Annotated in this window: 19 protein-coding genes; 12 read left to right on the top strand and 7 right to left on the bottom strand. The window is 47.9% G+C overall.

The window, feature by feature from the left end; translation table 11 throughout:
- Positions 1-118: 118 nt before the first annotated feature.
- Positions 119-1,249 (bottom strand): glutamine-hydrolyzing carbamoyl-phosphate synthase small subunit, encoded by a 1,131-nt coding sequence (carA, locus tag HMPREF2865_RS04585; RefSeq protein WP_070645900.1) that lies wholly within the window; start codon positions 1,247-1,249, stop codon positions 119-121.
- Positions 1,250-1,749: 500 nt separating this feature from the next.
- Here carA and pilC point away from each other — a divergent pair, with 500 nt between their 5' ends.
- Complete coding sequence (gene pilC, locus HMPREF2865_RS04580; protein WP_283120634.1) at positions 1,750-5,235, top strand: PilC family type IV pilus tip adhesin; 3,486 nt, start codon at positions 1,750-1,752, stop codon at positions 5,233-5,235.
- A 274-nt stretch (positions 5,236-5,509) separates the two neighbouring features.
- On the opposite strand, the gene HMPREF2865_RS04575 is transcribed toward pilC, so the two are convergent.
- The 3 genes from HMPREF2865_RS04575 to tal all read right to left on the bottom strand — a co-directional run bounded on the left by HMPREF2865_RS04575 (position 5,510) and on the right by tal (position 8,578).
- Positions 5,510-6,244, bottom strand: a complete 735-nt coding sequence (locus tag HMPREF2865_RS04575) for a LytR/AlgR family response regulator transcription factor (RefSeq protein ID WP_036493381.1) — start codon at positions 6,242-6,244, stop codon at positions 5,510-5,512.
- Positions 6,245-6,482: 238 nt separating this feature from the next.
- Entirely contained in the window at positions 6,483-7,370 is an 888-nt protein-coding gene (gene gluQRS, locus HMPREF2865_RS04570; protein ID WP_070645896.1) for a tRNA glutamyl-Q(34) synthetase GluQRS, read from the bottom strand.
- Between the two features lie 152 nt (positions 7,371-7,522).
- Positions 7,523-8,578, bottom strand: coding sequence for a transaldolase (tal, locus tag HMPREF2865_RS04565; RefSeq protein WP_070645894.1), 1,056 nt, complete (start codon positions 8,576-8,578; stop codon positions 7,523-7,525).
- Positions 8,579-8,712: 134 nt separating this feature from the next.
- Here tal and HMPREF2865_RS04560 point away from each other — a divergent pair, with 134 nt between their 5' ends.
- The 7 genes from HMPREF2865_RS04560 to raiA all read left to right on the top strand — a co-directional run bounded on the left by HMPREF2865_RS04560 (position 8,713) and on the right by raiA (position 14,088).
- Complete coding sequence (locus HMPREF2865_RS04560; protein WP_063076105.1) at positions 8,713-9,687, top strand: KpsF/GutQ family sugar-phosphate isomerase; 975 nt, start codon at positions 8,713-8,715, stop codon at positions 9,685-9,687.
- Positions 9,688-9,753: 66 nt separating this feature from the next.
- Entirely contained in the window at positions 9,754-10,290 is a 537-nt protein-coding gene (locus HMPREF2865_RS04555) for a KdsC family phosphatase (RefSeq protein WP_070645892.1), read from the top strand.
- Positions 10,287-10,868 carry an LPS export ABC transporter periplasmic protein LptC gene (gene lptC / locus HMPREF2865_RS04550; protein ID WP_004518853.1) on the top strand — a complete coding sequence of 194 codons (582 nt, stop codon included), beginning with the start codon at positions 10,287-10,289 and terminating at the stop codon, positions 10,866-10,868. Before HMPREF2865_RS04555 ends, lptC begins: the two co-directional genes overlap by 4 nt.
- Positions 10,849-11,379 (top strand): lipopolysaccharide transport periplasmic protein LptA, encoded by a 531-nt coding sequence (gene lptA, locus HMPREF2865_RS04545; RefSeq protein WP_003748337.1) that lies wholly within the window; start codon positions 10,849-10,851, stop codon positions 11,377-11,379. Before lptC ends, lptA begins: the two co-directional genes overlap by 20 nt.
- Before the next feature lie 70 nt (positions 11,380-11,449).
- On the top strand, positions 11,450-12,184 hold the full coding sequence (gene lptB / locus HMPREF2865_RS04540; protein ID WP_003679854.1) for an LPS export ABC transporter ATP-binding protein: 735 nt from the start codon (positions 11,450-11,452) through the stop codon (positions 12,182-12,184).
- Between the two features lie 184 nt (positions 12,185-12,368).
- Positions 12,369-13,724, top strand: coding sequence for an RNA polymerase factor sigma-54 (gene rpoN / locus HMPREF2865_RS04535; protein ID WP_070645890.1), 1,356 nt, complete (start codon positions 12,369-12,371; stop codon positions 13,722-13,724).
- 49 nt (positions 13,725-13,773) lie between these two features.
- Positions 13,774-14,088: a ribosome hibernation-promoting factor, HPF/YfiA family gene (raiA, locus tag HMPREF2865_RS04530; RefSeq protein WP_003686778.1), complete on the top strand. Its 315-nt coding sequence runs from the start codon at positions 13,774-13,776 to the stop codon at positions 14,086-14,088.
- A 73-nt stretch (positions 14,089-14,161) separates the two neighbouring features.
- Here the strand turns inward: raiA and HMPREF2865_RS04525 are convergent, their stop codons facing one another.
- On the bottom strand, positions 14,162-15,439 hold the full coding sequence (locus HMPREF2865_RS04525; RefSeq protein ID WP_234395504.1) for an AmpG family muropeptide MFS transporter: 1,278 nt from the start codon (positions 15,437-15,439) through the stop codon (positions 14,162-14,164).
- 261 nt (positions 15,440-15,700) lie between these two features.
- Complete coding sequence (locus HMPREF2865_RS12340; RefSeq protein WP_225905495.1) at positions 15,701-15,874, bottom strand: hypothetical protein; 174 nt, start codon at positions 15,872-15,874, stop codon at positions 15,701-15,703.
- A 910-nt stretch (positions 15,875-16,784) separates the two neighbouring features.
- Here HMPREF2865_RS12340 and ftnA (HMPREF2865_RS04510) point away from each other — a divergent pair.
- Complete coding sequence (ftnA, locus tag HMPREF2865_RS04510; protein ID WP_003686837.1) at positions 16,785-17,270, top strand: non-heme ferritin; 486 nt, start codon at positions 16,785-16,787, stop codon at positions 17,268-17,270.
- Between the two features lie 16 nt (positions 17,271-17,286).
- Positions 17,287-17,784: a non-heme ferritin gene (gene ftnA / locus HMPREF2865_RS04505; RefSeq protein ID WP_003686798.1), complete on the top strand. Its 498-nt coding sequence runs from the start codon at positions 17,287-17,289 to the stop codon at positions 17,782-17,784.
- Between the two features lie 171 nt (positions 17,785-17,955).
- Here ftnA (HMPREF2865_RS04505) and pgi read toward each other — a convergent pair whose 3' ends face one another.
- Complete coding sequence (pgi, locus tag HMPREF2865_RS04500; RefSeq protein ID WP_070645888.1) at positions 17,956-19,596, bottom strand: glucose-6-phosphate isomerase; 1,641 nt, start codon at positions 19,594-19,596, stop codon at positions 17,956-17,958.
- 251 nt (positions 19,597-19,847) lie between these two features.
- Between pgi and HMPREF2865_RS04495 the strand changes: the two genes are divergently transcribed.
- Together HMPREF2865_RS04495 and HMPREF2865_RS04490 are read left to right on the top strand one after the other, a co-directional pair.
- Positions 19,848-20,891 carry a LacI family DNA-binding transcriptional regulator gene (locus tag HMPREF2865_RS04495; RefSeq protein WP_070645886.1) on the top strand — a complete coding sequence of 348 codons (1,044 nt, stop codon included), beginning with the start codon at positions 19,848-19,850 and terminating at the stop codon, positions 20,889-20,891.
- 196 nt (positions 20,892-21,087) lie between these two features.
- Positions 21,088-22,410: an MFS transporter gene (locus HMPREF2865_RS04490; protein WP_070645882.1), complete on the top strand. Its 1,323-nt coding sequence runs from the start codon at positions 21,088-21,090 to the stop codon at positions 22,408-22,410.
- Positions 22,411-22,412 lie beyond the last annotated feature (2 nt).

Here is a 22,412-nt window from a genome sequence, read left to right as displayed (position 1 = left end):
AGACGATTGGGTTTTCAGGCTGTACAGATGTTGAGAGGGGGCTGAATTTATATTTTTGAAGTTTGGTTTTCAGACGGCCTGTTGTCGAGTTGAGTGTGGCCGTCTGAAAAAATCAGCTTTATTGCTTCGCCGCTTTCATATTGTCAATGAATTTGTCAAACAGATAGCCGACATCCTGCGGGCCGGGGCTGGCTTCGGGGTGGCCTTGGAAGCAGAACACAGGTTTGTCTGTCAGTTCGATACCTTGCAAGGTGTTGTCGAACAAGGATTTGTGGGTAATGCGTGCATTGGCGGGCAGGGTGTCGGCATCGACGGCGAAACCGTGGTTTTGGCTGGTAATGACGACTTTGCCGCTGTCCAAATCTTGTACTGGGTGGTTGGCACCGTGATGGCTGAAGCGCATTTTCAGGGTTTTTGCACCGATGGCGAGGCTGATCAGCTGGTGTCCCAAGCAAATGCCGAAAATCGGTTTGCCGCTTTCCATTAATTTTTGTACGGCTTTGATGGCGTAGTCGCAAGGCTCGGGGTCGCCGGGGCCGTTGGATAGGAATACGCCGTCAGGATTGAGTGCCAATACTTCTTCCGCGCTGGTTTGTGCGGGAACGACGGTCAGGCGGCAGCCGCGCGAGGCGAGCATGCGCAGGATGTTGGTTTTCACGCCGAAATCGTAGGCGACGACGTGGAACGGTTGTTCGGCAGGGGTAACGAAACCTTTGCCCAATTCCCATTCGCCTTCGGTCCATTCGTAAGTTTCTGTGCAGGAAACTTCTTTTGCCAAATCTTTGCCGACCATGCTGCCGAATGCGGCAATCAGTTCTTGTGCTTTTTCAACCGTTGCGTCCGCACCGGTCAAGATTGCACCGCCTTGTGAACCTTTTTCACGCAACAGTGTGGTCAGGCGGCGGGTATCGATGTCGGCGATGGCGACGGTTTTATTGCGTACCAAATAGTCGTGCAGGCTTTCGGATGCGCGGAAGTTGCTGTGCAAGAGAGGCAGGTCGCGGATAATCAAACCGGCGGCGTAAACGCTGCGGCTTTCTTCGTCTTCGGCGTTGGTGCCGGTATTGCCGATGTGGGGGTAGGTGAGGGTAACGATTTGTTTGCAGTAGGAAGGGTCGGTCAGGATTTCTTGATAGCCGGTCATGGAAGTGTTGAACACGACTTCGCCGGAAGTCGAACCTTCGTAACCGATTGATGTGCCGTGAAATACGCTGCCGTCAGCGAGAACGAGAAGAGCCGGAGTGGTCATGATGGAATCCTGTTTGCCTGATGATGGTCGGTTCGAAAAAAATGGGTCAGGCCGTCTGAAAAATAAAAATTGTTTACAAAAAAGACAGCCTTCGGAAATCTCGGCTAAAAAAAAACACGCTCCGCAGCTTTGATTTTGCTGTGTAACGTGCTTTTTCAGACATAGCGGTCTATGCCGTAGAAGCAGTGTATTTTAAGTCAAAGTAATAGGAATTTCAAGCGTAGAGCAAATAATCGATAATTTAAAAACGTTTTATCTTTACGGTACAGTCTCTTGCTTTTGAAATGCTTGATGAATAAGGCTGAACTAAATATTCAGTCAGGCCGTCTTAAAACTGAGCAGACAGATTGTTTCATTTTTGTTGTGTTTGAAATGCAGGTGTAGGGAAATTCAGCCGAATCAAACATGAAACAGGCTGTTTATGCTAAAATCGTAGCCCCATAAAAAATAAAAACAACGTCATTTTTAGCTGAGATTATCCGATGAAAAAAGAACACATTATGCAAAACGCTCCATCAGGCCGCCATCGCCTCATTCATGCAAGCATCGCTTCCGCTTTAGCCCTCATTAGCTTTTCCGTTCAGGCAAATCCCCAGCAATCTAAAGAAAAAAATGGTTTTGCCGAAATTCCGTTTTATCTGAAAAACGTAAACGAGCCTATCGGCCAACCCAAAGTCAAGCATAATATTATGTTTTTGATTGATGACTCGGGCAGTATGTTGGCTGATGCAGAGGGTAAATATTATGTAGATAATGGGAATGAAGAAATCAATGCGAATAGAAAAATCAATATTGCAAAATCGGCATTAAAGAAGATTTTGGAGCGGTATAAAGATCAGTTTAACTGGGGCTTGCAGACTTTGCACAATAATCCTCGGTATTGGAAATGGGATGAGGAAAAAAGGAAAAAGGATAATGCTCTTTACGCATATGTAAAACTGTCTAAACCCGACGATACCAAAGGCGATATGAAGGATAATGAAGGCTTTACGGATGGTTCTGCCGATCGGAACTGGAAATATGTCAGTAAGAAGGTAGATGAGATGTTGGCTTACCAAGCTACGCCGACAACGCGCCGTTATTATGAAGTCGTCAAAAATTTTGTCATACCGAATATCAAATACCGCTGTCAGAAATCCTATGTTGTCGTGGTTTCTGATGGCGATGCCAATATGAGTTGTAGCAATCAGGCCTCTGGAGAAAATCCAAGTAATTCTGACAATACTAACTTCAATTATGACCGAAAATATTATTATTCAAACTATTACCGTGCTATTGATCGTAGCTCGGATGAGGTCTATAAATATTTTGGGCCGTCTGAAGTAAAAGCTTATGAAGATAAACATGGGCAAGGCAAATATTTTTCAGGAAATGGTCTTGAAGGATATTTTGATCTGCCGATTTATGATCCGAGATCGAAGACTCCTGATGGGGAGAAAAAGTTTCAATGCCAATATATGGGCGATAAAGAAATCATTGTTCCTTATTGGGATAGAAACTATGGTAATGAGAAACGCGGTATGCGTTTCTTTAGTCAGACTTTGGCAGAAAAAGATATTAAACCTGCGATTAAGTCAGAAAATCGTCTAGATGCTGCGATTAAGCCAGAAGATCGTCGAGATGCTGCAGGCAAGAGCTGGGATGGTGATCCAAGCGATCCTAAAGGCGTAGATTATAGCAAGCAATTGGTTCAGACTTTTACCGTGGGCTTTGGTGAGGGAATCTCTCCAGTCGGGAAGAAGTATCTGGAAAAGGGTGCCAGTCGCCCGGAATGGTATTTCAATGCCTCAAAACCTGAAAAGTTGCTTGAGCACTTTAAAACCATTATCGACAATATTGAAACTGACAGCAAAATAATGAAATTTGAAGGGGCAGCTTCAACTGCGCCGGTGACGACCAGTACAGGTATTCCCGATATGGCGGCAACGGTTCATTTAAATACCGGCTCTTGGAGCAGTCAGTTGCGGTTTTATAAATTAAAACGCGATGGTACGCCTATTAATACGACTGAGTTTGTTCAGCCATCATTTAATAACCGTCTTACTTTGGTTAATGATGGCAGTAAGACCTATTTCATCGATAGAGTTGCAGATAATGAGGCTTCAAACGCCGATTTTGGCATTTCAGACGGCAGTGCAAAAGATAAGTTGGAATGGAAAAATGCATTGCTGAAATGGACTGGCCGAGCAGGTAGTGATGAAGCCATCAAAGCGGATGCAGGAGCAAAAGGTTATAGCCAGTCTTATCGTATCCGTCCGACTGACCCTAATGACCCAAATAAAGATGAACGTAATTTGGGCGATATTTTAGACGGTTCGGTTGCTGCTATTGGGAATAAGGATAAAGGCCGTCAAGAGTTTTTGGTCGCCGCTGCCAATGACGGCATGGTACATATTTTCCGTAATGATACGCCTAGCAATCCTTATGACTTGAAACTCAGCTATATTCCGGCAGGCATGGAACGCGAGGACGATCAAGGCCAAGCAACAACTTTAGGTAAAGTTCTGAAAGATATTGCACGCGATGGTTACGGCTCCAGCACGCCGCACCGCTATATGGTTAATGGTGGTTTTGTTCTCCGCCAAACACCTGATAAGAAGCAAACCTTTATGTTTGGTGCGATGGGTCAGGGTGGACGCGGTGCGTATGCGTTGAATATTGGTGCGGTAGCTAACAGCGATCGTAGTGGTTGGAATAAGACTGTGCCTTTGTTTGAAACAGAAAAAGGCGCTGGCAATAAGCTGGGTTATACCATTGGTTCGACACAAATCGGCCGTGTTTCCATCAAGCGCGATACCACTCCGGTCAATCTGGAATCGAATGTGCGTTATGCGGGCTTCTTGGCCAGCGGCTATCGTACTGAAGACGTGAACAGTGAGGATAATGACACGGCTTTATATGTCTATGATATGACGGGTAAAGAAGCGGGCACAAAAAATAATGGTGATCAGGTTTCTAAAGCCGGTATACTTTTGGGGGATAAAAAAATTCCTGCACCAAATGGCAAAGGTGGACTTTCTACACCGACTTTGGTGGATACCGATTTTGACGGCATTGTCGATATTGCCTATGCAGGCGACCGTTACGGCAATATGTTCCGCTTCGACTTGAGAGGTAAAACCCCGTCTGAATGGTCGGCGCAAATGATTTTCCAAGGCTCGGGTAATCAACCGATTACGTCTGCGCCTGCGGTATCACGTCGCGGTAAAGATAAGTATGTCGTCATTTTTGGTACGGGTAGCGAGATTTATCAGAATGAATTGACCAATATCAATGGTCAAATCAATGCCGTTTACGGTATTTACGACGATGTGTCTACTGATGAATCCAAAAAAGCAGTTTTGGCAAAAAGCAGTGAGTTGGAACAGCAAACCAGAGAAAGTGACGGCGAACACATTTATGTCAGCGACAATAAGGTTGGTGAAGGTAAAAAAGGCTGGAGTCTGACTTTAGATCCGAATGAACGTGTGACTGTCAAACCGACGATGATTTTGCGTACAGCCGTTGTGACCATCCGCAAGTATGAAACCAAAACAATTCATACTGACTCTTCCAGTGCCGATGTTTGTTTGCCGGACAGTACGTCCACACAAACGACTGCGAAAACGATTATTCTGGGCGTCAATGCCGAAAACGGCGGCCGTTTGGGTTTGCGTGATGCGCGTATTTCCGATAAAAACCGCCAATTCATCAGACGTGAAAACAACGGTCAAGTTTATTACGCCAGTGGTATGGTGTTTGACGGTGTGGTCAACTTTACTTATCTGAACGGCTCTAAGGCCGATGATTCTCCGGTAACTGCCGATGGCGATAGCGGCGGCACGGGTACGGATAAGGAGTTGAACGCTACGCCGAGCGTGCCAAACAATAAATGTTTTGCAACCAAAGGCGATCGCAGTCTCTTGTCTAACCAACTGGTCAGCCTGGAAGTACAAGGCCGTACATGCGGACTCAAACGCATCAGCTGGCGTGAATTGTTCTTTTAATCTGTAAGGCTTAAGTATCGAGGCCGTCTGAATTTTTCAGACGGCCTTTTCTGTTGAGTGGTAGTAATTGAGAGATGCTGGATTAAAAAATGGAAAACCTTGTTTGTAGATATAACAAGGTTTAATCAAATTGAAAGCTTAGATAGAGCTAAACGACAGACTTAGGCTATTCTTTTTTAATTTTCTACTATTTGGCTAAGAAGTTAAAAGGCCGTCTGAAAAATATCTTTTCAGACGGCCTTTGATTTAAAAAGAGCCAATCAAGGAGTGCATTTTAGATGCTGTTTTTAATAATTTTCCGCAGGGTGGACAGTTGTCGGCGGCTGACGGGTAATGGGGTCGGAATATCAAGAATTTTTGCGCCCCATGTGGATGCGGATTCGTCGTTTTCGTCATCGTCTAGTCGAATCAGGCTGTCGAGGGTGTGGCGGAAGACGAGGGCATTGCGGTGGATACGGATGACTTTGTCGCCCAGTAATTCTTCCCAGTAAACCAAGGTCTTCGGTAATTCGTAGCTGTGGCCGTCGCCAGTAAACAGATAGACGGTTTTGTGTTCCGCCATCAGGTAACGCGCCTGTTGCCATGGGATTTCGACCATGCGTTCGCGGTTGTAGACTTTGAAATGGGTAAAACTGTCTGCTTTTTCGCGGTTTTTCTCGATGATGCGGTCAAGTGCGGTTTGCAGGCGGGTCATTTTGATCGGTTTGAGCAGATAGTCTGCGGCAGCCAGCTCAAACGCGCGCAGGGCGTGTTCTTCGTAGGCTGTGGTGAATACAATTTCCGGCTGGCGTTTGGCGGTACGCTTAATGCGTTCGACAAACTCGAGACCGTCAATTTCCGGCATGCCGATGTCGGCAAAGACGATGTCGACTTCGTGGACACTCAGCCACTCCAATGCTGGCATGGCATGGTGAAAGACGTTCAGCAGTACGACATTGCACTCTTCCAATAATACACGTAAGCGTTCTGCTGCTAATACTTCGTCTTCTACAATAATGGCACTTGGCATAGCGGTATTCTTTTTGTTGTATCGTGGGAGATCTGCCGCGCTTTGTCATCCTCAATAACGCGTCAGCCGTATGTTGTTACAACCCTGAAATTATCAGTTTGTGACAATTTTAGGAAATTTTTGAAATATACATGATTTTTCGCTTCTTGGGCATGGTTTGGAATGGATCGTAAGATTACTTACATAATTTTATGAAATATTGTAATACCTAGAGTAATTTTGTTGTAATCATGCTAATTCAGTCCGTGATAATGGACGATTTTGGGATTTTGTCCATTTGCCAGTGCGCTACCGTCCAATCGAGCAATTCTTGCGGACGGTTCACGGTAGGTGCATCGGGTAGGTTGAGGTAGGTTAGGACTTGGCGGAGAAGTTGTTCTTTTTGATTCAAATCCAAAGCCGGGGCAAGGGTTTGTTTCGACCATTTTTGCCCTTGGCTGTTGGTCAATAGGGGAAGGTGTGCGTAGGCCGGTGTGGGAACGCCGAGGCATTGTTGCAGATAGATTTGGCGCGGCGTGGAAACAAGCAAATCTTGACCGCGGACAATATGGGTTATTCCTTGATCGGCATCGTCGGCAACCACGGCAAGCTGATATGCCCAATAGCCGTCGGCACGAAGCAGGACGAAATCGCCGATGTCGTGTGCCAGATTTTGTGCGTAATGTCCGACAATGCCGTCTGAAAAACCGATCACGCGATCAGGCACTTGAATGCGCCATGCCGGAGTTTTGTTTTGCGTATTGGGTCTTTGCTGAGGATTGCGGCAACGGCCGTTATATACAAATCCGTCTGCGCCATGTGTTGCCGCCGCCTGCCAGTCTTTGCGGCTGCAATAGCAGGGATACACCAGCCCGGCTGCTTTGAGGCGGTCGAGGATGTCTTGATATAGGTCGTAACGGCGGCTTTGATAGGCGACTTCGCCATCCCACTCAAAGCCGAAAACTTCAAGCGTACGCAAAATGTCGGCAGCGGCGCCGGGCATTTCGCGCGGGGGGTCAAGGTCTTCAATGCGGACCAGCCATTTGCCCTGATGAGCGCGCGCATCGGCATAGGAGGCGACGGCGGTCAGTAGGGAGCCGATATGAAGCAGGCCGGTAGGGCTGGGGGCGAAACGTCCTATATACATGGCAGGGTGGTTTTGTAGGGCAGGGGAAGTATGCCTGCACGGTATTCAAATCGTGATAGAAAAGGGCGTGCCGTACACGCCCGAATTTGGGTTTCAGACGGCCTGAGACGTTTCAAAATGATTTAAGTTTCTCGGCCGTCCGTTCAATCCGCTTAAGCCAAGGGAGCAAGCAGTTTGGCAAAAGCGTCTTCAAATTGTTTCAAACCGTCTTCCTGCAAACGCGTTGCCAAAGTTTCGACATCAATGCCGAGTTTCGCGGTTTCGGCAAGCTGCGCTTGGGCTTCGTCCACACCTTCGGTCAAAGTGGCTTTGGCGGTGCCGTGGTCGATAAAGGCCTTGAGTGTGGCATCGGGAACGGTGTTGACGGTATGGGCGCCAATCAGGCTGTCAACGTACAAAGTGTCAGGATAGGCAGGGTTTTTCACGCCGGTAGATGCCCACAGAAGTTGTACGCGGTTGGCACCTTTTTCGGCAAGTGCGGCAAATTCGCTGCTGCCGAAGTATTGCGCCCAATCTTGATAGGCGGCTTTGGCCAGCGCAATGGCGACTTTGCCTTTGAGGTGGTCGGGCAGGGTGGCGTCCAATGCGGCATCGACACGGGAAATAAAGAAGCTGGCGACAACTTGGATATGGGAAACGTCGTGTCCCGCTTCCAAACGTTTGGCAATGCCGCGCGCGTAGGCCGCATAGGCTTTAAGGGTTTGGGCGCGGGAGAAAAGCAGGGTCAGGTTGACGCTGATGCCGTCTGAAACGAGGGTTTCAAGTGCTTTGATGCCTTCGTCGGTTGCCGGTACTTTAATCATGACATTTTTACGACCGATGGCGGCGTGCAGGCGGCGCGCTTCTTCAACCGTACCTTGCGCGTCTTTGGACAATTCAGGCGAAACTTCGAGGCTGACGAAGCCGGTTTTGCCGCCGGTGGATTCGTGTTCGGCAAGACATACGTCGCAGGCGGCTTGTACGTCGGCAACCGCCATGGTTTCGTAGCGTTGTTTCGGGGTCAGGTCCTGCTGTTTGAGTGCGGCTACTTCATCGGCGTACAGGGCATCTCCGGCAAAGGCTTTTTGGAAAATGGCGGGATTGGAAGTTACGCCACACACACCTTGCTTCAGCATTTCTGCCAATTCGCCGCTTTGTACCAGCGAACGGGAGAGATTGTCCAACCAGATTTGTTGTCCTAATGCTTTAACGTCCGATAAAATAGTCATCTCTGATTCCTTTTACATAATAGGTTTGTTTGTGAAGTGGCGGTAATGCTACGCCGATTCGATGAATTTGAACAGTTTACAGCCGATTAATTTGGGCAAAACAAACCTAAATTCAAGCACGAAAGGTGGCTTTGATGGCGGAAAACACACTTTATCTCGACTGGGCGCGCGATGTATTGGATACGGAAGCCGAAGGTTTGCGTGAAATTGCGGCGGCTTTGGATCATGATTTTGTCCGTGCGGCAGAAGCGTTGTTGCACTGCAAGGGCAGGGTCGTCATTACCGGCATGGGCAAGTCCGGACACATCGGCCGCAAAATGGCGGCGACCATGGCTTCGACCGGAACGCCTGCGTTTTTTGTCCATCCTGCCGAAGCGGCGCACGGCGATTTGGGCATGATTGTGGACCACGATGTCGTGGTTGCCATTTCCAATTCCGGCGAAAGTGATGAAATTGCAGCGATTATTCCGGCGTTGAAACGCAAAAACATCACGCTTATTTGTATCACTGCCCATCCGACTTCCACCATGGCGCGTCATGCCGATATCCATATTACCGCGGCGGTTTCCAAAGAAGCCTGTCCTCTCGGCCTTGCGCCGACTTCCAGTACGACCGCCGTGATGGCGTTGGGGGATGCGCTGGCAGTGGTATTGCTGCAGGCGCGTGCGTTTACGCCGGACGATTTTGCGTTGAGCCATCCGGCTGGCAGCTTGGGCAAACGCCTGCTGTTGCGCGTGGCGGATATTATGCACAAAGACGAAGCCCTGCCTGCCGTTTTGTTGGGTACGCCGTTGAAAGAAGCCATCGTCCGCATGAGTGAAAAAGGCTTGGGCATGTTGGCGGTAACCGATGCCGAAGGTCGTCTGAAAGGCGTATTTACCGATGGCGACTTGCGCCGTCTGTTTCAAGAACGCGACAGCTTTGCCGGTTTGAAAGTGGACGACATCATGCACGCCTCTCCGAAAACCATCTCTGCCGACCGCCTTGCCACTGAAGCTTTGAAAGCCATGCAAAGCGGCCATGTGAATGGTTTGCTGGTGGTCGAAGAAAACGGCGTACTGATTGGTGCGCTGAATATGCACGATTTATTGATGGCACGAATTGTCTGAATCGACGGCAAAAACGTTTTCAGACGGCCTTATGCTAGAATAGGCCGTCTGAAATAAGGAAACCTTATGCAAAACCTCTCTTCCGACCTGCAACAACGCGCTTTAGGTATCAAACTGCTGATATTAGATGTAGACGGCGTTTTGACCGACGGCCGCATTTTTATCCGCGACAACGGCGAAGAAATCAAATCGTTCCACACTTTGGACGGACACGGTTTGAAAATGCTTCAGGCTAGCGGCGTGCAAACGGCGATTATTACCGGCCGCGACGCGCCTTCCGTCGGTATCCGCGTGAAGCAGCTCGGTATCAACTATTACTTCAAAGGCATTCATGACAAACGTTCCGCCTACGCTCAATTACGCGAACAGGCCGGTGTGGAGGAGCATGAGTGCGCCTTTGTCGGCGACGATGTTGTCGATTTGCCCGTGATGGTGCGTTGCGGATTGGCGGTTGCCGTCCCCGAAGCGCATTGGTTTACTTTGCAATACGCCCATTATGTAACCCGACGTTCCGGCGGCGCAGGCGCGGTGCGTGAAGTGTGCGATTTGATTATGCAGGCGCAAGGTACGCTTGAACCTGCTTTGAAAGAGTATGTACGATGAAAATCAGATGGCGTTACGGAATCGCCTTTCCGCTGGTGTTGGCCGTTTCACTCGGCGCACTGGCGGCGTGGCTCGGCCGCATCAGCGAAGTGCAGGTCGAAGAAGTCGTCCTCAATCCGAATGAGCCGCAATATTCGATGAAAGGCATCAACGGCAAACGTTTTGACCAAGAAGGCCGTCTGAAAGAAAACCTGAGCGCGGTCGATGCCGTCCAATATCCGAATAGCGCGGACGTGCATTTGGACAAACCGCATCTTTCGTTTTACCGCGACGGCAGCCTGCTGTACGAAGTCGGCAGTGACAAGGCTGCGTACAATATTCAAAACAAAAAAGTCGTTTTTGAACAGAATGTTGTCTTAAACAAAGCGGCAGATGCCAAGCGTTTGGCCGGCATCGTCAAAACCGAACGCTTGAATGTCGATACCGAAGCGCAATACGCACATACCGACAGCCCCGTTACTTTCCAATACGGACAGTCCAGCGGTCAGGCAAACGGCATGACTTATGACCACAAAACCGGTTTGCTGAATTTCCCTTCCAAAGTGAAAGCCACAATTTATGATACAAAAAATTTGTAAAACCTTAGCCCTTGTTGCCGTTTTTGCCGCCAGCCCGGCCTTTGCCCTGCAAAGCGACAGCAAGCAGCCGATTCAAATCGAAGCCGACCAAGGCTCGCTTGACCAAAACAACCAAAGCACCACCTTTTCCGGCAACGTCATCATCAAACAAGGCACGCTCAATATCCGTGCCGGCAGCGTAACCGTTTCGCGCAACGACAAAAGCGAGCAGTTGATGAAAGCCACCGGCTCGCCCGTCAAATTCAGCCAAGAGTTGGACGGCGGCAAAGGCGTGGTCAACGGTCAAGCCAATACCGTGACGTATTCTTCCGCAGCCAACCTCGTTACCCTGTCCGGCAATGCCAAAGTACAGCGCGGCGGCGATGTGGCCGAAGGTGCGGTCATTACCTACAACACCAAAACCGAGGTTTACACCATCAACGGCAGCGCCAAATCCGGTGTGAAATCCGCCGCAAAATCCGGCCGCGTCAGCGTGGTCATCCAGCCGTCCAGCACGCAGAAAAACAAATAAGAAAACACACAAAAAGGCCGTCTGAAAAAGGCTCAGACGGCCTGAGGTCAATATCGAAAGTCAACAGAATATGAGCGCAAACAACAGCCGTCTTGTGGTTCAAAACCTGCAAAAAAGTTTCAAAAAACGCCAAGTCGTCAAAAGCTTCTCCCTTGAAATCGAAAGCGGCGAAGTCATCGGCCTGCTCGGCCCCAACGGCGCGGGTAAGACCACCAGCTTTTACATGATTGTCGGCCTGATTGCCGCCGATGCAGGCAGCGTGATGCTGGACGGACAAGAGTTGCGCCACCTGCCCATTCACGAACGCGCCCGCCTCGGCGTCGGCTATCTGCCGCAGGAAGCCTCGATTTTCCGCAAAATGACCGTGGAACAAAATATCCGCGCCATTTTGGAAATCAGCATGAAGGACAAAAGCCGCATCGATGCCGAACTGGAAAAACTGTTGGCCGATTTGAACATCGAACGCCTGCGCAACAACCCCGCGCCGTCTTTATCCGGTGGCGAACGCCGCCGTGTCGAAATCGCGCGCGTGTTGGCCATGCAGCCGCGTTTCATTTTGTTGGACGAACCTTTTGCCGGCGTTGACCCGATTGCCGTCATCGATATTCAGAAAATCATCGAGTTCCTCAAATCACGCGGTATTGGCGTATTGATTACCGACCACAACGTGCGCGAAACCCTCAGCATCTGCGACCGTGCCTACATCATCAGCGACGGTACGGTATTGGCTTCAGGCAAGCCGGACGACTTGGTCAACAATGAACAAGTCCGTTCGGTTTACTTGGGTGAAAATTTCAAATATTGAATGCATATTTGACGGCAATCGTAAAACCGGTTTCACACGAGGCTCTCATTTCAATTGAGGGTAACTGTAAATATTGAAATAATTACTAAGAATACAAATATAATACCTATAACCTAGTTTTTCAGACGGCCCTCCGTACAAAGGCCGTCTGAAAAACTATCTATACACTTCGAAAAAAAACGCTATGTCTTCACTCGTCCTTAAACTCAAACAGACCCAGCAGCTCAACCAGCGGCTGCAGCAGTCTTTGCGCATCTTGCAGATGTCGGGTCTTGAGCTTGAGCGCGAAGTGGAAGACTGGTTGTTGGACAATCCTCTGCTTGAGCGTCCGGAAACTGATGAGTTTGCCGATAGCGGGCTCAACCGTGCGGTAACCATGCCGCGCGCAGGTCAGCAGTTGAGTGGCGACGATGCCGAAGATATTTGGAGCAACATCGCCGAAGAAGAGGATTTCAAACACTATCTGCATGCCCAAGTGTGCGAGCATCCGCTCTCGCAAGTGGAAGCGGCCTATGTTCACGTTTTGATTGATTTTTTGGATGAACAAGGCTACCTCACCGACAGCCTCGAAGAAATCATCGACCACACGCCGTTGGATTGGATGCTAGACGAAGAAGCCCTGCAAAATGCGCTGGATGTATTGCAAACCTTTGAGCCGCCCGGCGTAGCGGCGGCCGATTTGACCGAGTCGCTCATGCTGCAATTAATGCGTTTGCCGGCTTCTCCTGCCCGACAAATGGCCGCGCATTTGGTGCAAAGTTCGCTTCAAGAGTTAGGCAAAAACCGCAAACAAAACGTTCTGCGTTTCCGCAAACTCTATCCCGATACCGACAGCGAAACCATAGAAGCCGCGCTCGATATGATTGCCGAGCTCAATCCCTATCCGGCCTACGGTTTCGCCTCTGCCACGCCTACACCTTATATTCAGCCTGACGTTTGGGTCAAAGAGGGCAAGGACGGCTGGGAAGTCATCAGCAACGAGGCGGCTTGGCCGAAGCTGCAGCTCAATCAGGAATATTGCGACCTGATGAAATCGGCGGAAGAGGGCGCGCCGGGGTGGAAGGAAAAAATCAGTGAAGCCAAACAGCGCATTGATTCTTTGGAACTGCGCAAAAGCACAGTCCTCCGCCTTGCCGAGTATATTGTCAAAAATCAGGAAGATTTTTTCATCTTCGGAGAAATCGGCCTGTCGCCCATGCTGATGAAAGATGCCGCCGCCGAATTGGGTTTGGCGGAAAGCACCATTTCGCGCGCTGCCAACCAGAAATATTTGTCTTGCCCGCGCGGCCTGTTTGCGTTACGCTATTTCTTCACACAGGCAGTCAATGCCGATGATGACGGCGAAGGGTTCAGTCAAGGCGCAATCAAAGCTGTCTTGAGCCAGCTGATTGAAAGCGAAGACAGCAGCAAACCTTATTCGGACGAGGCCCTCGTCAAATTATTAAAACAACGCGGCATTGAAATCGCCAGACGTACAGTTGCTAAATATAGAGAATCATTAGACATACCACCGGCACACAAACGAAAATTTACCGAGTAGATATATTCCGATCCGTTTTGACGGACTAATCAACCGAAGGAGCTGTATCATGAATCTGAAAATCACCGGTCTGAATTTTGATGTTACCGAAGCCATCAAAAACTATGTTTCCGACAAGTTGGCACGAATCAATCGCCACGCCGACAACATCATCTCTGTGACCATTACGCTCTCGGTGGAAAAAGTCAATCAAAAAGCCGAAGCCGATGCGCATCTGGCAGGCAAAGATTTGCACGTTGAAGCGATTGAGCAGGATATGTACGCCGCGATTGATGTTTTGATGGACAAGCTCGACCGCGCTGTTTTGAAACATAAAGAAAAAAGCGGCGATGTCCGCAGCACTGTCAAACCTGAAGCAGAATAAAGTTTTTGTATGATAAAGGCCGTCTGAATATTCAGACGGCCTTTTGTTTTGCTAGAAGTTTTAGACTGGCAATCTAGTTACTCACTTTTTGACCATTCCACGGTGCCACTTTAAACAGCAGCAACATGCCCGGTATGCCCAAAGCAAAACACAGCCAGTAGAAATTGAAGTAACCCATCGCTTCAATCAGATAGCCTGCCGTTGCGTTCATAAATGTACGCGGTACGGCAGATAGGCTTGTAAAAAGGGCTAATTGCGTTGCCGTAAATGCCGTATTGGCTTGTTGCGCCATATACGAGACAAACGCTGCTGTGCCTAAGCCGACGCCGATTGCTTCAGCCGCAATTACAACCGCTAAAAAGATTCGTTCCGATGCACCGACATGGTCAAAATGTCCGAAGCTTGCCAGCCATGCAAAGCCTAAAATGGTGACCCACTGTATCAAACCGAATAACCACAGAGCACGATTAACCCCAAGTTTGGTGATCCAAATGCCGCCGATAACGCCAAAAATTACAGCCGGCCATAAACCTGCGTTTTTTCCAATCAGACCAATATCGGTTTTAGAGAAGCCCATATCGAGATAAAACGGTTGAGCCAAAGCAGTTGCCATGCTGTCGCCCAGTTTATACAGCAAGATGAACGCCAAAATAGTCAAAGCCTGCTTCACACTCTGGCGGGTAAAGAAATCGTGAAATGGTTCGATAACGGTTTCTTTTAAGCCTTTGGTTTCAAGAGTTGAGTGATCTGGCTCGCGTGCTATGAACAAGGTCGCAAGTAAACCTGGGATCATAAACAGGGAAGTAATGATGAAGACGGTTGACCAAGGCAATCTGTCGGCCAAAATCAGACTTAATGAGGCCGGAATTAATGAAGAAATACGGTAGGCATTCACATACAGCGAGTTGCCTAATACCAATTCTTCATCTGACAGTACTTCGCGTCGGAATGCATCAATCACAATATCTTGGCTGGCGGAGAAGAATGCTGTAGCACAAGCTAAGCCTAAGATGATGGATAAATGTTCTTGCGGTCGGACAAATGCATAGGAAGCCAAAAGCAATAGGAGTGCTATTTGGGTAATCAGCATCCAACTGCGCCGTAAACCTAAAAATGGCAGGCGTACGGTGTCCAAAAGAGGTGACCAGATGAATTTCCAAGTGTAGGGGAAACCAATCAATGCAAATAGTCCAATGGTTTTCAAATCAATGTGTTCGCTACGCAGCCATGCTGGAATCAGGCTGTATAGAAAATAAAGCGGCAACCCCGAAGTGAAGCCTGTGAAAATGCAGATCAGCATTTTGCGCGAAAAAATCTTGCGCCAAGTGCTGGGTTGGGGTGCGGTTGTCATAGTGGAATCAATAAAAAAGAAAAGGGATATTGTAGCAAAGATGGGGGATATGGCGAATCAACTTCTGCTATCTTTATTGAATAATAAAAGGCCGTCTGAAACTTTGACAAATTAAGTTTCAGACGGCCTTTTGTTGGAACAACTGGTTTGGCGGGCAACGGAGACTTCAGGACGGAAGAAGGGTTGCTTGGGTGTATTCATAAAATTGAAGTTAAGAAAGTTTCAGACGACCCCTAGAGATCGTTTGAACGATGAGAAATATCAGTGGTAATTTGTGCCGTCAGTGTAGCCGTTTCCTGATTTGTCCACAGCAAAAGCAGAAATCGGACCGATCGTTACTGTCCCTTTAGGCTGAGTTTCTTGGTAATACTCATATGCTGCAACACCCATACCAGTTGCAGCACCAACAGCAGCACCAATTGTGCCACCGACCATAATAGCTGGTCCGGCAGGAATACTGCCAAAAGCTATACCGACACCCAGACCAATACCTGCACCAATTGATCCCCCTATTTATGCACCATTTGCTCCTCCTTGAAGGATTCTCTCTCCTAAGCCTCCTCCATAAATTAGTTCCAGATCCTCAATGGATAGTTCAATCATGTTATTTTTCCTTTTCAAAAAAATTAGATGTAGAATATTGAGTCAATACACCCAATATGGAAAAAATAATAAAAGCATGAATATAAATCATAAAATCAACATTATCTCCTTGGTAGCTTTCATAAATAAAAACGATTGGTATTGATATACAAATTAAAATATACAGGTACTTTGAAATTACCAGTAACTTATACACAAATTTTGATTTCATAGCCTAGTCTTTCATTTGAATAAAATCTACCCTAATCAACTTTCCAACCAACTTCCTAACTTCTTCATGCTTTCCCTGATTGAAGTTAACCAGTAGATTTTTCAACAATATGTATATTATGTTAAATAATAAATGGTAATTGTCACATTCAAATATTAAGGATAACCTACTTTGAAACTATATCGCTTTGATGCGTAATTCTATAAAAAACATTGAATTTTCATGTTTTCTATTTATCCAGTATTTTGGAGTTGATAAGTGAGAGCAAAAAACTTTGGAAATCTACGATTCTCCTTCCAACACCTCATCATTTCTCTAGAGAATTTAGGCAAAGGAGATATTGATAACTCATTTCATTAAATTGAACCAAATGAGAATGATTTATTTTTAAAATCCTTTTAAATTAATGGGTTACATAAAAATTGATAAAATAAAATTGACTATTCTCAATAAAATGAGTAAAATTCATCCGCAAATACAAATTTTTTATTGTGATACATCTATTAACCGCATTGAGAAAAGGAGTTAGTTATGCTAAGTAAGTCAATTACAGCAAAATTAAACGAACAAATTAATCTCGAGTTGTATTCATCAAATGTCTATTTGCAAATGAGTGCATGGTGCCATAAACATGGTTATGAAGGCGCTGCAGCATTTTTACTTCGTCATGCCGATGAAGAATTGGAACATATGCAAAAGTTGTTTACTTATGTGAGCGAAACCAGTGGAATGCCTTTGTTAGGTAAAATTGACGCCCCTAAACACGATTACGCTTCATTAAAAGAAGTTTTTGAAACAACACTTGAACACGAAAAACTAGTGACATCTAAAATTAATGAGTTAGTTGAGAGTACTTTTGCAGAAAAGGATTACTCTACTTTTAACTTCTTACAATGGTATGTAGCTGAACAGCATGAAGAAGAAAAATTATTTAACAGTATTGTTGATAAATTCAAACTTCTTGGTGAAAGTGGTACAGCGCTCTACTACATTGATCGTGAATTAAAAACTTTATAAGAATAGGAGAAATAAAATGTTATCAAATAGCGTGATTAAACTATTAAATGATCAAATGAATTTAGAGTTTTATTCTTCTAACTTATATTTACAAATGAGCGCCTGGTGCGAACAACAAGGTTTCGAAGGAGCTGCAAAATTTTTATCAGAGCATGCGGCTGAGGAAATGCAGCATATGCGTAAACTCTTCACTTATTTAAATGAGACCGGCGCATTGGCTATCATCACACAAATTGATGAACCACCTCATCAATTTTCATCATTGAAACAAGTACTTGAATTAACTTATGAACATGAAAAGTTAATTACCTCTAAAATCAATGAATTAGTTGGTAGAACTTTTGAAGAGAAAGACTACTCTGCCTTTAACTTCTTACAATGGTATGTGGCTGAACAACATGAAGAAGAAAAATTATTCAGTGGAATTTTGGATAAATTAAATCTTCTTGGTGAAGATGGTAAAGGTTTGTTCTTAGTTGATAAAGATTTAGGCGCATTAACAACAAACAACTAATCAAGTCTGATGAAAAAGGCTAAGTCATTATCGATTTAGCCTTTTTTTATATCAAAATCTAGCTACTTTTGTCTAAAAGTGCGGTGCTTTAACGGTTCATTCTTACCGCCGATTAGGTTTTGAAATGCCCGTAAGACAGGCAGATATGCTTGTCTTACGGGCATTTTATTTTCAGACGGCCTTCGATCTTGCGTTGCAACTGCGGTAGAAGGCGATCAGACCGTTGGTGGAGCTGTCGTGTGCAGGCGTGCCGCGTTCGAGTTCGGGTTCGATGGTTTTGGCCAGCTCTTTACCGTATTCCACGCCCCATTGGTCGAAGGGGTTGATACGCCAAATCACGCCTTGAACGAAAGTACGATGTTCGTAAGCAGCCATCAGCATGCCGAGGTTGAAAGGCGTCAGGCTGTCGATGAGCAGGCTGTTGCTCGGACGGTTGCCGGGGAATTCTTTTTGCGGTGCAAGGCGGTTGCGTTCGTCTTGGGGCAGGGCGGCCAATTCGATTTGTACTTCGTTTAAGGTCTTACCTTTCATCAGCGCTTCGGCTTGGGCGAAGGCATTGGCAACGGTAAAGCGGTGTTGGCGGTGGTTGCCGTAGACTGTGGTCATGGGGACGATGAAGTCGACGGGAATCAGACGCGTGCCTTGGTGTAGAAGCTGGAAGTAGGCATGTTGGCAGTTGACGCCTTCATCGCCGAAGACGATGCCGCCGGTGGTGCAGGAAACGGGTTGGCCGTCTGAAGTACGCTGTTTGCCGAGGCTTTCCATATCGAGCTGGTTGAGCCACGGGGTAAAGAGGCGCATGTTGTGGCTGTATGGGACAACGGTTTGTCCGTCTGAATGTTGGAAGTTGTTGTACCAAACATTGATGAGCGCCATCAGGACGGGAATGTTGCGGCGGAATGGCGTTTCGAAGAAGTGGGTATCCATCGCGTGTGCACCGGCAAGCATTTTGCGGAACGCTTTTTCGCCAACGGCAACCATCAGCGGCAGGCCGATGGGCGACCAGACGGAATAGCGGCCGCCAACCCAGTCGGACATGGCGAAGACTTTGTCGGGGGAGATGCCGAAGTTTTGGGCTGCGGCCACATCGGCGGAAATGGCGCAGAAGTGGCGGTAGATGCCGGAATCAGGCAAACCTGCATCTCGATACCAAGTACGCGCAGCGTAGGCATTGAGCAGGGTTTCCGGTGTGCGGAACGATTTGCTGGCAATGCTGAATACGGTGGTTTCGGGGTTGAGGCCGAGAAGGGTTTGGGCCAGGTCGGCATCATCGGAGTTGCTGACAAAGTGGACGCGTATGTTTTGCCAATAAGGCTGCAGCGCCTGTGTGGCCATGCGCGGCCCTAAATCGGAGCCGCCGATACCGATGTGAACCAAGTCGGTAATCGCTTTACCGGTAATGCCTGCGTGCGTGCCGTCTAAAAGTTGGCGTGCGAACTCGAATGCGCGGTTGAGTTCGTGATGAACATTTGGCACGATGTTTTCGCCGTCAACGTAAACAGGTTTGGCATTGGCAGGCAGGCGCAGGGCGGTGTGGAGGACGGCGCGGTGTTCGCTGGTGTTGATTTTTTCACCGCTGTTCATGGCCTGCATATATTGTGGCAAATCGGCTGCTTCGGCGAGTTGGCACAATAAGTCAAGGGTGTTTTCATCTAGGCGGTTTTTACTGTAATCAAATAACAAACCGTGCAGAATTTCGTGCATATTGTTGAAACGTTCGGCATCTGCGGCGAAGCGTTCGCGCAGGGTAACGTGTTGCGTATCGGCATGATGGGTTTCCAAGGCCTGCCATGCGTCTGAGTATGAGGACATCTCGTTTCCTTAGTATGTAACGGTAAACAAGCAGGGTATCTATTTTCTGCTTTTTATAGTTGTTTGTAGTTTAACAAATTTGCACAACTTTTGGGAGGTGGTAGGGTCGGTTTTGCTTAAGAAATGTATGCAAAATGCAATAGAAATGGTTGATTATCATCAAGTTTCTGTAAAAAAGGGGGTATGACACCGATGTCTGCTGTGTTATCCTATGTAACATTATTGAAATCCTGTCGGGGCGGGTTCGTAAGATGGCTACAATTTATGATGTCGCTGCTTATGCCGGGGTGTCTCCCAAGACGGTCAGCCGGGTAATTAACGGCGATGCGCCGGTCAGCGATAAAACCCGTTCCAAAGTAGAAACAGCGATTGCCGCTTTGGGCTATATCCCGTCTTCTGTGGCGCGGATTATGCGGTCCCACCGTTCTGGCTTGGTCGGCCTGATTACCGGCGCCATTTCGCGGACGGGTGAGAATACGGGCGGACACGGCATTCCGGATATGTTCTTGATTAAGGGCATTCAGCAGCAGATTCGCGCACAAGGCAAGATTTTGATGATTGCCGACATCGACAACAAGTCGGGGCAGCCCGGTCAGATGGAGCCGCTGATTCGTACCTTTATGGAGCATCGTGCCGAGGGGATTTTATATGTGGCAGGTTTCCATCAGGAAGTATTGCTACCGGAAGTGCCCAACCGTTGTCCGATGGTGTTGGTCAACTGTTTTGATTTGGCAGGTACGCCGTCGGTTTTGCCGGATGACGAAGCAGGGCAGTATGGCTTGGTGCGCCGAATTATTCAAAGCGGACACAAACGGATTGCTTATGTGACTTTGCAGCCGGGCGTAGAAGCAACGAGATTGAGATTGGCCGGATACCACCGGGCTTTGGCAGATGCGGATATTGTCTTCGATCCTGATTTGGTGCAAACTGGTTATCCTGACTTCAGCAACGACAGCGGGTCTTTGATTTCGGCTATTTTGAAGCTGCTGTCTTTGCCGCTTCCGCCGACGGTAATTTGCTGCGGTAACGATGAAATGGCAGTGCGCGTGTACGGGATTTTGAGGACGCGCGGCGTGCGGGTTCCCGAGCAAGTTTCGGTTGCCGGATATGATAACCACAGCGCGATTGCGGAAACGCTGTTTCCGCCGTTGACCAGCACCGAGCTGCCTTATCTGCGTATGGGTGAAATGGCGGCGGATTTGCTGTTCCAATACATCGAACATCCGGCCGGTACGGCTCAGCCCGTCAAGGTTGTTGGGGAAACCATCTGGCGTCAGTCTGTGATGAATAAATAGTTTCAGACGGCCTAAAAATAAGCTTCAAACAACACAAACACACATCAAAATAAGATTCATGTAAACGGCCAAAATAAAGGCCGTCTGAAAACAGGGTTGCCTCATTGAAAAAGGCGGCCCAATACAATAAGAGCGTCATACCGCTGAAATTGGAGTTTGTTGTTTCCATAGTTTATTATCCAGGAGTAGCCTTCCTATGAAAATCTCCCCACAAGTGGCGATGACACTTCGCCAGATTATGCTGATGAACTTCGGTTTCTTCGGCATTCAATACAGCTTCGGGTTGCAGCAGACTGCGATTAACCCGATTTTCAGCTTTCTTCATGCCGACCCGAGCCAATTGCCGATTTTGAATATGGCAGGCCCGATTACCGGTTTGCTGGTGCAGCCGATGATTGGTGCGATGAGTGACCGCACTTGGGTGCCGGGATTGGGTCGCCGCCGTCCGTATTTCTTGATCGGCGCCATCGGTTGCAGCCTCTGCCTCTTTATTTATCCGCACGTTACCGCCTTGTGGGTGGCCGTATTGCTGCTGTGGCTCTTGGACATCAGCAACAACACGGCAATGGAACCTTTCCGTGCCTTTATTGCCGATACCGTTCCTGAACAACAGCAATCCACCGGTTTCTTGATGCAGTCCGTGTTTACCGGCTTGGGCATTACCCTGGCCAACGTTTCCCTCTACATCTTCCAACAAATCGGCTGGTTGCAACAAACTTCCGAAGCAGGCATTCCGTATTGGGTATTCGGTTCGTTTTATATTGGTGCGGTCTGCTCCATCGGTTCGGTTTTGGTTACCGTTTTATCAACAGCCGAACGCGAGCCCAGCCCTGAAGAAATGGCGGCCATTAAAGCCCAGCCGAGCGGTCCGGCCCATGCTGTTAAAGATATTGTCGTTGCCGTGCGCGAAATGCCGACTGCCCTGTGGCAACTGGCTTTGGTGTATCTCTTTCAATGGTACGCGCTCTTCATCTACTGGCAATATATTTCCCACAGTATCGTCCAATCTGTCTGGGACTCGACCGTTGAAAATACCGAAGCGTATAGCCAAGCGGTTGCATGGACCGGCCTGGTAAACGGTTTCTACAACGTGGTAACCTTTATCTCCGCCTTCGGCCTGATGTGGATGGCGCGCAAATACGCCGCCAAATATGTTCACGCCTTTGCCGTAACCCTTGCCGCGCTGGCCTTGCTCACCATTCCGCACATCGGCAACAAATACCTGATGTTTGCGCCGATGATTGGTTTCGGTGTCGGTTGGGCAAGTATGATGGGCGTGCCGTTTATGATTGTGGTCGGTTCTATTCCGAAAGAACGTTACGGCGTGTACATGGGTATTGTGAACATGATGATTGTGATTCCAATGCTGATTGAAACCGTATCTTTCGGCTGGGTGTACAGAACTTTCTTGGGTTCAAACCCTGCCAACGCGATGACTTTTGCCGGTGTTTCCCTGGCCATTGCCGCAGCGGTGACCTTAACCATTAAAACTGCGGCCAAACCGGCTACTGCAGAATAACG

This window comes from Neisseria sp. HMSC073G10 (assembly GCF_001812605.1).
Classification (GTDB): domain Bacteria; phylum Pseudomonadota; class Gammaproteobacteria; order Burkholderiales; family Neisseriaceae; genus Neisseria; species Neisseria subflava_A.
This window is presented reverse-complemented; position numbering and strand designations above follow the sequence as displayed.

Bases quoted from the DNA above. Each gene is read 5' to 3' on its own strand.
- ftnA (WP_003686798.1), top strand. From the start codon at position 17,287: ATGTTATCAAATAGCGTGATTAAACTATTAAATGATCAAATGAATTTA.
- HMPREF2865_RS04525 (WP_234395504.1), bottom strand. From the start codon at position 15,439: ATGACAACCGCACCCCAACCCAGCACTTGGCGCAAGATTTTTTCGCGC.
- ftnA (WP_003686837.1), top strand. From the start codon at position 16,785: ATGCTAAGTAAGTCAATTACAGCAAAATTAAACGAACAAATTAATCTC.
- lptC (WP_004518853.1), top strand. From the start codon at position 10,287: ATGAAAATCAGATGGCGTTACGGAATCGCCTTTCCGCTGGTGTTGGCC.
- HMPREF2865_RS04575 (WP_036493381.1), bottom strand. From the start codon at position 6,244: ATGCCAAGTGCCATTATTGTAGAAGACGAAGTATTAGCAGCAGAACGC.
- gluQRS (WP_070645896.1), bottom strand. From the start codon at position 7,370: ATGTATATAGGACGTTTCGCCCCCAGCCCTACCGGCCTGCTTCATATC.
- HMPREF2865_RS12340 (WP_225905495.1), bottom strand. From the start codon at position 15,874: ATGGTCGGTGGCACAATTGGTGCTGCTGTTGGTGCTGCAACTGGTATG.
- lptA (WP_003748337.1), top strand. From the start codon at position 10,849: ATGATACAAAAAATTTGTAAAACCTTAGCCCTTGTTGCCGTTTTTGCC.
- pilC (WP_283120634.1), top strand. From the start codon at position 1,750: ATGCAAAACGCTCCATCAGGCCGCCATCGCCTCATTCATGCAAGCATC.
- tal (WP_070645894.1), bottom strand. From the start codon at position 8,578: ATGACTATTTTATCGGACGTTAAAGCATTAGGACAACAAATCTGGTTG.
- lptB (WP_003679854.1), top strand. From the start codon at position 11,450: ATGAGCGCAAACAACAGCCGTCTTGTGGTTCAAAACCTGCAAAAAAGT.
- HMPREF2865_RS04490 (WP_070645882.1), top strand. From the start codon at position 21,088: ATGAAAATCTCCCCACAAGTGGCGATGACACTTCGCCAGATTATGCTG.
- raiA (WP_003686778.1), top strand. From the start codon at position 13,774: ATGAATCTGAAAATCACCGGTCTGAATTTTGATGTTACCGAAGCCATC.
- pgi (WP_070645888.1), bottom strand. From the start codon at position 19,596: ATGTCCTCATACTCAGACGCATGGCAGGCCTTGGAAACCCATCATGCC.
- HMPREF2865_RS04555 (WP_070645892.1), top strand. From the start codon at position 9,754: ATGCAAAACCTCTCTTCCGACCTGCAACAACGCGCTTTAGGTATCAAA.
- rpoN (WP_070645890.1), top strand. From the start codon at position 12,369: ATGTCTTCACTCGTCCTTAAACTCAAACAGACCCAGCAGCTCAACCAG.
- carA (WP_070645900.1), bottom strand. From the start codon at position 1,249: ATGACCACTCCGGCTCTTCTCGTTCTCGCTGACGGCAGCGTATTTCAC.
- HMPREF2865_RS04495 (WP_070645886.1), top strand. From the start codon at position 19,848: ATGGCTACAATTTATGATGTCGCTGCTTATGCCGGGGTGTCTCCCAAG.
- HMPREF2865_RS04560 (WP_063076105.1), top strand. From the start codon at position 8,713: ATGGCGGAAAACACACTTTATCTCGACTGGGCGCGCGATGTATTGGAT.